Genomic DNA, 7,325 nt, shown 5'->3' on the forward strand with positions numbered 1-7,325 from the left:
CCCTAAGGATCTACGGAACGACGCGCCGGTGGATGGGTGCGTCGCCCCGTTCAACGGCCGGACGGAACCCCCGGGAACGGGCGTTCACTCCAACGCCACTGCAGTATCGTTTCGACACCCTTTGGGGCCCTTCGCGGCGCCCTTCGCAGCGCCCGTCGAGACGTCCGTCGAGACGTCCGTCCGGACCGCTCCCGGGGCAAGGCCGAGGGAGGCTCGCGAGGCCGATGGCGGCTCGGCGCCGCGCGGGACGGCGTGCGGCTGGGCCGGACGGGTGGACTGTCCGAAGACCCCGTCCGACGGGCCGGGTGGGGCGGGCCTGTCCGCGTCCGGGGATCGGGGGCGTCCGGTCCCGGGACGCGCGGCGCGCCACGGGCATGCCGGGACTTGCCCGGGGCAGACGTGTTTTGCAGGCTGTCCGTTGCTGATCTCCACCGACGGCAGTCGGCCCCGGGACAGCAGTCAGCCGAGGGAAGGAACCCGCTCCGTGTCCGCCGAACTTTCCGAAGACCTGAAGAAGCTCATCGACGACAGCCCGGTCTTCGCGACCGTGGCCACGATCCAGCCGGACGGCAGCCCACAGCTGACCGTCACCTGGCTCACGCGGGACGGTGACGACCTGCTGGTCTCCACGACCATCGGCCGCCGCAAGGAGAAGAACCTGCGCGCCGACCCGCGGGTCACGGTCATGATCAATCCCCACAACGCCCCCTACACCTACGCCGAGGTCCGCGGTTCGGCCGCGCTGACCCAGGAGGGCGGACAGGAGCTGATCGACGCACTGTCGCGGAAGTACACGGGCAAGGACTACGCGGACTTCAACCCGGCGTCGAAGGACGACGCGGAACGCGTCGTCGTCCGCATCACCCCGCGCAAGGTCGTCGGATCGATCTGATCCCGCCTCCCGGTCCCCGCCCCCTCGTCGTCGTGGCGGGGGCCGCCGCCGGGCGGCCGGGGACCCGCGGTGCGGCGGGACGCCCGCCGGACCCGCCGCCCGGGCCTCGGGGCCTCGGGGCCTCGGGCTCCGCTCCTCCTGAGCTTCGCTCGAACGGTCCAGTGTGGGAGGGACGAAGCAGGGCAGACGCGTGGAGCCGTGCAGCGCCCATCCAGGAGGCCTATCGATGTCCTGCGTGTCTGCTCTGATCGTCGTCCGCCTCGAAGCGGCGACGGATCATGTGCTCCTTCTCGCCCGCCTCTCCTATGACGGCGAGGACCCGTACGCGGTCCAGGCGGAGTTCTTCGACGGTCCCGACGTCCTGGCCCGCTGGCACTTCGACCGGCAGATGCTCGCCGAGGGAATCCGGCGTCCGGTGGGGGAGGGCGACGTCCGTTTCAGCCCTTACGAGGACGCGGGCGCCGACGAGCTCCGGATCGACCTGCGCGGCCCGGGCGCGGAGCCGGAGGGAGAGGCCGCGCTGTTCGTGGATACCAGCGTACTCAGGTGCTTCCTGGAGCAGACGTACGCCGTCATCGGCGTCGGGGAGGAGTTCCTCGATCTCGACACGCTCCTGGACGAGCTCCTCGCCAGCGGATGAGCGAAGCCTCCCGGAGGGGGGAAAGGGGCCGGCGGGTCGGTACCGGCCGTACCCCTGCGCGACCGGGACATCCTCGCGGCCTGCCCCGAAGGCCCTGCGAGCCCTGCTTGCCCTGACGGCCCCGAAGGCCCTGACGGCCCTGGCCGATCGGGCCGCCCATGCCGCGGAGCCTGCCGTCCGGCGTCTACGTGTCCGCGCTGGGGACGGCCAGGGGATCACCCGGGGCCCTCTCCTTGGCCGCTTCCTTCTGGTCGCCGATTTCGGTGTGGCGTTTGCGGCCCATGGCCGTGCGGACGTCGGGGAACCACCCCTTCTCCAGGTGTGGGTGGTGAGCTTCCTCGATCACCTCGTCCGCGATCTTCCGTTTCTCGGCATACGCGCGGTCACCGGCCTTCTCGAACCACTTGAACAGCTTCTCCACCGTCTTGTGGTCTTCCTTGAGCAGCACGATCCCGTCCATGACCCTCCTCCACGCCGCGCCCCGCCGAACGGCCGCCGCCGTCCCGCCGTCCCGCCGTCCCGCCGTCCCGCCGTCCCGCCGTCCCGCCGTCCCGCCGTCCCGCCGTCCCGCCGTCCCGCCGTCCCGCCGTGCGGGGAGCAGGAGTTGGCCGCCCCCGTGTGGTCCGCGTCCCCGCCGCGCACCCGTCATCCGGCGTGCGGGTCCGGCCCGCCCGCCGGCCGGAAGCAGGCGGTGATCGCCTTGCCGCCGTGGCAGGCGTGGATGTCGAGCGAATCGGCGAGCGTGTCGACGATCCCCAGCCCACGACCTGACACGGCGTTCTCGTCGGCATCGGGTGCGCGCGGGCCGGGCAGGCGCGGATCGGCATCGGAGACGCTCACGTGGAGGCAGCGGCCGTCCCAGGTCAGGACCAGGTTGGCGGTGCCGCGCGCGTGGCGGTGCGCGTTGGTGACGAGTTCGGAGACGCAGAGCAGCACGGAGTGCACGGTGTCCGGCGCCGAACGGTTCCACGGAAGTGACCCCAGATGCCCCGCAGTCCACTGCCGCGCCGCCCGCACGCCCTCCGCGATCGGGAACGAGCGCGCCCAGCCCACTGCCTTGACCGCCAATGTCCTCACCCCATCAGTGTTGTTGAACGTGCGTCATCTCCGCGCCTACCCGCAGTCCGCGCCGCCACCCGGGGTTCGGGCCCCCATACGAGGTTCGCGAGGACGCTGGCACCGCACCGCACCGCGCCGTCACCGTGTCCGGGAGGGAGCGGACGGGGCAGGCGGTGGGCATGACCGCATCCCCTGCGCACGCATCCAGCACCCATGACGTCACCGTCCGCGGAGAGCGGTTCGAAGATCTCGCCCGACCTGCCGCAGCGAACCCGTACCGGCGCACAGGCTGACCGGGACACAGAGCGGGCTCCCGGGTCTCCCGGGTCCTGCGGCGCCGGATTTCCCCACCTCCGGCGGTTCCCGTCGCCGCCTGGGATGATCATGGGATGGCCGGGTAGTCGCACGACGTGATCACCGTAGGCGTGGAAGAAGAGTATGTGCTGGTGGACCCGGCCACGGCCGTACCCACACCGGCCGTGGAGGACGTGCGCCGGACCGCAGGCCTCGGACCTTTCGCGGAGCGGGGTGAGGTCCAGGACGAGCTGCTGCAGGCCCAGATCGAGGTGGCCACCCCGGTGTGCTGGAACCTCGAGGAGGTGGGGGGCCACCTGCTGCGCCTGCGTCACGCCGTCGCCTCCGCGGCGGAGACGAACGGGTGCCGGATCGCCGCCACGGGCGCCGCGCCGCTGCGCGGGGACCTGCCCGTACCCGTGACCCCGACGCCGCGCTACCGGCGGATGGAGGGGGAGGCCCGGCAACTGGTCGACGAGCATCTGATCTCCGGGATGCACGTCCACGTCGGGATCCCCGATCCGCAGACGGGCGTCGCGGTGTTGAACCGGATCCGCGGCTGGCTGCCGACGCTGCTGGCCATGTCCGCCAACTCGCCGCTGTGGGACGGTCGGGACACCGGGTTCGCCAGCTGGCGCACCATCGTCTTCGGCCGCTGGCCGGTGAGCGGTCCGCCGCCGGTCTTCGACGGGCTCGCCGACTACGAGCGGCGTCTGCAGGGCCTGCTGGAGTCCGGGGTGATCGCCGACCGCGGGCAGGTGTACTGGCATGCCCGGCTGTCCGACCGCTACCCCACCCTCGAGGTGCGCTGTCTGGACGTCCAGCTCCGGGCCGACGACGCCGTCATGCTGGCCGGCATCGTCCGCGCGCTGGTCGCCACCGCGATCGCGGAGGAGAAGGCGGGAGCACCGCCGGCCGCGAGCCCGCCGGAGCTGGTGCAGGCCGCGACGTGGCACGCGGCCCGGCACGGGCTGAACGGGACCCTGGTGAATCCGGCCGGGCTCCCGGAGAGCAGCGGTGACGTGCTGTCCGCGCTCCTGCGGCACATCACGCCCGCGCTGGAGGAAGCCGGTGATCTGCGGGGAGTGAGTGCCCTCGTCCACCGGCTCCTCCAGGTGGGTACCCCCGCTGACCGTCAGCGCCGTGCTCTGGCCGAGGCCGGGCTACCGGGGCTGATCGACCTGCTGACCGGTGCCACCGCGTCCGACTGAGGTGCGGCGAACGGCCTGCCTGGGCCCGGGCGGCGCCGGGTCCGGGCGGTGCCGGGTCCGCCTGACCGTGGAAGAGGCCGCTGCCGCAGGACTTCGACGCCTTGGTCCTGCCAGGTGGGATGGCCCATCCGGACGCACGCACCGCGGGCTGCACACGGCAGCGGTCGCCCTGGTGCGCGGCACCTTCGACCAGGGCGAGCCCGCGGCGGCGATCCGTCACGCCCCGTGGACGCCGGCAGAGACCGACGTCCTGCGCGGTCGCACCCTGACGTCCTGGCCGAGTCCGCGCACGGACACCCAGGCCGGTGGTGACCGGTTCGGCAGCGACGTGGGCCGCGCCGCGTCGGTCCGGAAGAGCGAGCACGGCCCTTCGGGCCGGATGGTGTCGCCCGGCTGGACGTCCCGCAGCCTGCCGCCCACGCGGTGGCCGGGGGAGCCCGGCCACCGGGCCGGCCGGACGTGATGGACGGACGTGATGGACGGGCGTCCGGCGTCGTCGCGTAAGAGCACGAGCAGTGCCGCGTGAGGGCTCCCCGGCCCGGCCCCGTCGCGGTTCCGGCCCGTCCCCGTCCCTACTCGCCCGCCAAGGCGGCGTCGATCATGCGGCGGGTCGTGGCGGTCAGTTCGGCCAGGTCCGGAGACGGCCGGGAGCGGGCGAGGGCGCCCGCGAGGCGGTCGTAGAGGAGGCCGTCCGTCCAGGCGACCATCAGCTCGGCGGACTCCTGTGGCCGCTCCGCGCCGAGGCCCGCGAGGATGGCGGCCGCGCGGGCCCGTGCCCCGAGGCCCGCCCCATGCAGCGCTGCCTCCAGTTCCGGGTTCCGCGCGGCCTCCAGGCTCAGCTCGAAACGCGCGAGCTGGCGCGCCCGGCCGACGGTCAGCCACCGGTACAGCAGGGCGCCGAGCGCCCCTGCCACCGCATCGCGGTCGGAGGCCGGCGCCGGGGCCTCGCCGAGGTCCTCGAGGTCCAGCTCGGCCAGTCTGCGGTAGCAGGCGCCGATCAGCGCCGTCCGCGTGCGGAAGTAGTACGAGGTGCTTCCCGCAGGCAGCCCCGCCGCGCCGTCGACCGCGCGGTGGGTGAGTCCCCGCAAGCCGACGGCGGCCACGAGGCCGATCGCCGTGTCCGCGATCAGCGTTCTGCGGTCAGGGGCGGCAGGGGCAGCAGGGGGCGGCTGGGGGCTGGACATGCGCACACTCTACAGCTGTAGAGTGTGCCGCGAGGCCTCTACAGATGTAGAGGTCGTGGGGCGAGAGGGAAGGCGTGACATGTCGGAGCGTGCGCGTCATGCGGTCGTAGCGGGTGCGGGGATCGGTGGGCTCACCGCCGCCCTGGCCCTCCACTGCCGGGGCTGGCGGGTGACGGTGTGCGAGCGGGCGGCCGGCCCGGCCGTCCTCGGGGCGGGCATCGTCCTCGCCCCCAATGCCCTGCACGCCCTGGACGCCATCGGCTTCGACCTCGCCGACGCGGCGAGCGGCGCCGTCCAAACGGCCATGGGCGGCCTGCGCCGCCCGGACGGCCGACGGCTCAACCGCGCGGACACCGTCACGATGGCGGCCCGCTACGGGCGGCCGCCGCTCGCCCTGCACCGCTCGACCCTCGCCGCCTCCTTGGCCGCCGCGCTGCCCGAGGGCGTGCTCGTGTACGGGAGTGCCGTCACCGCGGTCGAGGAGGCCGGCGGGCGCGCGGTGGTCCGTACCGCCGCCGGCGATCTCACGGCCGATGCCGTCATCGCCGCCGACGGCATCCACAGCGCCCTGCGCCGCCGGCACTTCCCGGACCACCCGGGCCTGCACCACAGCGGGGAGACCGCTTGGCGCACCGTGCTGCCGAGCGGTACGGCGGCCGAAGCCTGCGAGACCTGGGGGCGTGGCGAGCGCTTCGGGACGGTCCCGCTCGCCGACGGCGGGGTCTACCTCTACGCCACCGCCGTCGTCCCCGAGGGGTACCGGCCCGCCGACGTCCGCGCCGAACTCCTGCGCCGCTACGGCACCTGGCACGACCCGATCCCCGCCCTCTTGGAGCGGATCGACCCGGCGGCCGTGCTCCAGCATGACCTGTACGACCTGGCCGCCCCGCTCCCGCGCCTCCACGACGGCCGCATCGCCTGGATCGGCGACGCCGCGCACGCCATGACCCCCAACCTCGGGCAGGGCGGCTGCCAGGCCATCGAGGACGCCGTGATCCTGGCCCACCTCCTGGAGCGGACGGATCGGTCCGGTGTGCCCGCCGCCCTGGCCGCGTACACCCGGGCGCGTCTGGCCCGCACCGACGCCCTCCGGGTCCGCGCCCGCCGCGCGGGCCGCGTCGCGGCCCTCTCCCACCCCCTGGCCGTCGCCGCCCGGGACCTAGCCCTCCGCGCGACCCCCGCCCGTGCCGCCCGGCGCGCCCTGGACGACCTCTTCGGAGGGTTCACCCTCCCGGCCCGTCCGTAAGGGCGGCTCGAAGGTGTCGGGTCGGGCGGCGGTATCCGTACGCCAGAGCCCTGGGCGCACATGTGTTCCAAGAAGTGGCGCGAGCGTCCGTTACATGGCTTTGAACCCGTTCGGCGCAGGGGTGGGAAGCCGGAAGGGCTCGGGGCGTCGGCGAGGCGGGGGCACCGCGGCCGTTGGGCTTCCTGGGTGCGGGTCGTCCGTGGGGTACCCGCGGGTCAACGCGGGCTTGACGCATGCCCCCTACAACGGAGGGTTACGGATATATCCGTATTGGGCAACACGGCCCGTCTTCGTTGCTTTCGGGCAGGAGTTGGGGCCAGAGTGTGGCTCCTCGGCAGGACGCCGGGAACTGTTCGAAGCCCGCCCGGTCTGCACCAGGCCTGGCCGGGCTGTCTGTTGAAGGGGTCATCTGTATGTCTGCTTCTCTCGCCACTCGCCGCACCCTCGCCGGTCTCCTGGCCGTCGGCGCCCTGATCGGCGCCGCGGCGGTGCCGGCCGCCGCCGACGACCACCGGCGTGACAACCGGGGCGGTCACTCCTCCATCGTCATCGGTGATGTCGAGAACGCCGGCCGCGGGCGTGACAACCGCGCCCTGAACGGCGAATGGGTCGAGGTGAAGAACACCGGCCGTCGCAGCGTGGACCTGCGCGGCTACACCCTCACCGACAAGCAGGGCAACCGCTACCGCTTCAACAACCTCCGTCTGGACGGCCGTTCCAGCGTCAAGGTCCACACCGGCCAGGGCCGTGACACCCACCGCGACGTCTACCAGGACCGCCGCCACCAGATCTGGGACGA

The 7,325-nt window shown here is 73.4% G+C and carries 9 protein-coding genes; 6 read left to right on the forward strand and 3 right to left on the reverse strand.

All coding sequences use genetic code 11. From position 1 onward, the window contains the following. Positions 1-484: 484 nt before the first annotated feature. Together ACWF9Z_RS30240 and ACWF9Z_RS30245 are read left to right on the forward strand one after the other, a co-directional pair. Complete coding sequence (locus ACWF9Z_RS30240; RefSeq protein WP_453607262.1) at positions 485-892, forward strand: PPOX class F420-dependent oxidoreductase; 408 nt, start codon at positions 485-487, stop codon at positions 890-892. Positions 893-1,118: 226 nt separating this feature from the next. Continuing rightward, a complete protein-coding gene (locus ACWF9Z_RS30245; protein WP_453607265.1) occupies positions 1,119-1,532 on the forward strand; it encodes an SsgA family sporulation/cell division regulator in 414 nt (137 codons plus the stop codon). A gap of 184 nt (positions 1,533-1,716) precedes the next feature. On the opposite strand, the gene ACWF9Z_RS30250 is transcribed toward ACWF9Z_RS30245, so the two are convergent. Then, positions 1,717-1,992 carry a hemerythrin domain-containing protein gene (locus ACWF9Z_RS30250; protein WP_453607268.1) on the reverse strand — a complete coding sequence of 92 codons (276 nt, stop codon included), beginning with the start codon at positions 1,990-1,992 and terminating at the stop codon, positions 1,717-1,719. A 185-nt stretch (positions 1,993-2,177) separates the two neighbouring features. Continuing rightward, complete coding sequence (locus tag ACWF9Z_RS30255; RefSeq protein WP_453607271.1) at positions 2,178-2,609, reverse strand: ATP-binding protein; 432 nt, start codon at positions 2,607-2,609, stop codon at positions 2,178-2,180. A gap of 392 nt (positions 2,610-3,001) precedes the next feature. On the opposite strand from ACWF9Z_RS30255, the gene ACWF9Z_RS30260 reads away from it, so the two are divergent. Then, positions 3,002-4,096, forward strand: a complete 1,095-nt coding sequence (locus ACWF9Z_RS30260) for a carboxylate-amine ligase (RefSeq protein WP_453607273.1) — start codon at positions 3,002-3,004, stop codon at positions 4,094-4,096. 172 nt (positions 4,097-4,268) lie between these two features. Further along, positions 4,269-4,559 carry a DJ-1/PfpI family protein gene (locus tag ACWF9Z_RS30265; protein ID WP_453607275.1) on the forward strand — a complete coding sequence of 97 codons (291 nt, stop codon included), beginning with the start codon at positions 4,269-4,271 and terminating at the stop codon, positions 4,557-4,559. 109 nt (positions 4,560-4,668) lie between these two features. Here the strand turns inward: ACWF9Z_RS30265 and ACWF9Z_RS30270 are convergent, their stop codons facing one another. Next, a complete protein-coding gene (locus tag ACWF9Z_RS30270; RefSeq protein ID WP_453607277.1) occupies positions 4,669-5,280 on the reverse strand; it encodes a TetR/AcrR family transcriptional regulator in 612 nt (203 codons plus the stop codon). Between the two features lie 79 nt (positions 5,281-5,359). Here ACWF9Z_RS30270 and ACWF9Z_RS30275 point away from each other — a divergent pair, with 79 nt between their 5' ends. Then, positions 5,360-6,526 carry an FAD-dependent monooxygenase gene (locus ACWF9Z_RS30275; protein WP_453607280.1) on the forward strand — a complete coding sequence of 389 codons (1,167 nt, stop codon included), beginning with the start codon at positions 5,360-5,362 and terminating at the stop codon, positions 6,524-6,526. 413 nt (positions 6,527-6,939) lie between these two features. Next, a partial coding sequence (locus ACWF9Z_RS30280) for a lamin tail domain-containing protein (protein WP_453607283.1) occupies positions 6,940-7,325 on the forward strand: 386 nt, incomplete at its 3' end.

It is taken from the genome of Streptomyces sp. NPDC054961, from assembly GCF_053609145.1.

Coding starts and splice junctions, on each gene's coding strand:
- ACWF9Z_RS30245 (WP_453607265.1), top strand. CDS start 1,119: ATGTCCTGCGTGTCTGCTCTGATCGTCGTCCGCCTCGAAGCGGCGACG.
- ACWF9Z_RS30250 (WP_453607268.1), bottom strand. CDS start 1,992: ATGGACGGGATCGTGCTGCTCAAGGAAGACCACAAGACGGTGGAGAAG.
- ACWF9Z_RS30270 (WP_453607277.1), bottom strand. CDS start 5,280: ATGTCCAGCCCCCAGCCGCCCCCTGCTGCCCCTGCCGCCCCTGACCGC.
- ACWF9Z_RS30275 (WP_453607280.1), top strand. CDS start 5,360: ATGTCGGAGCGTGCGCGTCATGCGGTCGTAGCGGGTGCGGGGATCGGT.